We start from the raw sequence: 1,053 nt of genomic DNA on the forward strand, positions 1-1,053 counted from the left end.
TGAGCTTGACCCCGTAGCCCGGACACCTGACGTGAGGTGACCTTCGGTCACCGGGAAGGATGTCCGTATGCCCGCACCACACCCGATCGAGTTCCGCCAGCGTGCCGTCGAGTTGGCCCGGCTGGGCGAGAAGCCGGTGGCGCAGATCGCCAAGGACCTGGGTATCAGCGAGTCATGTTTGCGAAATTGGATGGCCCAGGCCGACGCCGACGAGGGTGGCAACTCGGCACGGTTGACCAGCGCGGAGAAGAAGGAGCTGGCCGAGCTGCGCCGCCGTAACCGGCAGCTGGAGTTGGAGAACGAGATCCTCAAGCGTGCGGCGGCTTATTTCGCGCGGGAGAACGTCCTCCCAAAGTAGTCTTCCGGCTGGTCCGTGAGCTCGCCGACGACGGTATTCCGGTCGCGGTGGCCTGCCGGGTGTTAAAGGTGTCGAAGTCCGGATATTATGAATGGTTGGGCCGGCCGGAATCACCGCGTGCGCTGCGGAACAAGGAACTGACCAAGGTGATCACGAAGATTCACGAGGAATCGCGGGGGACGTACGGCTGGCCCCGGGTGCACGCCGAGTTGGTGCTCGGCCTGGGTGAGGCCGTCAACCACAAGCGGGTGGCCCGGTTGATGCGGCAGGCTGGCTTGCAGGGCGTGTACCGGCGCGAACACCGGCGGGGCCCGGCCCGGGAGGCGACCGAGAACGATCTGGTCAACCGCCAGTTCACCGTGGACGCACCGAACACGCTGTGGCTGACCGACATCACCGAACACCCCACGGGTGAAGGAAAGGTGTACTGCGCTGCCGTGATGGATGCCTGGTCGCGGCGGATTATCGGCTGGTCCATCGGGGAACAGCAGACCACCGACCTGGTCCTCGACGCCCTCGGCATGGCGATTCTGCGCCGCAACCCGGCCGCCGGGTCAACAATCCTGCACAGTGACCACGGAACCCAATATACTTCATGGGCGTTCGGTAAGCGACTGCGTGACGCCGGACTGCTCGGTTCGATGGGGTCGATTGGGGACTGCTATGACAATTCGATGATGGAGTCGTTCTGGGGT

At 64.2% G+C, this 1,053-nt stretch carries 2 protein-coding genes; both read left to right on the top strand.

Translation table 11 applies throughout. The annotated features are described in order from the left end of the window. Positions 1-67 precede the first annotated feature (67 nt). Positions 68-358, top strand: a complete 291-nt coding sequence (locus tag FFT21_RS28650; RefSeq protein ID WP_137816989.1) for a transposase — start codon at positions 68-70, stop codon at positions 356-358. Between the two features lie 47 nt (positions 359-405). After that, positions 406-1,053, top strand: a 648-nt coding sequence (locus tag FFT21_RS28655; RefSeq protein ID WP_264081687.1) for an IS3 family transposase, incomplete at its 3' end; no start/stop codon positions are given.

This window comes from Gandjariella thermophila (assembly GCF_005405885.1).
Taxonomy (GTDB): Bacteria; Actinomycetota; Actinomycetes; order Mycobacteriales; family Pseudonocardiaceae; genus Gandjariella; species Gandjariella thermophila.

What these genes read in the sequence shown, in the direction of transcription:
- FFT21_RS28650 (WP_137816989.1), top strand. Translation starts at nt 68, where the DNA reads ATGCCCGCACCACACCCGATCGAGTTCCGCCAGCGTGCCGTCGAGTTG.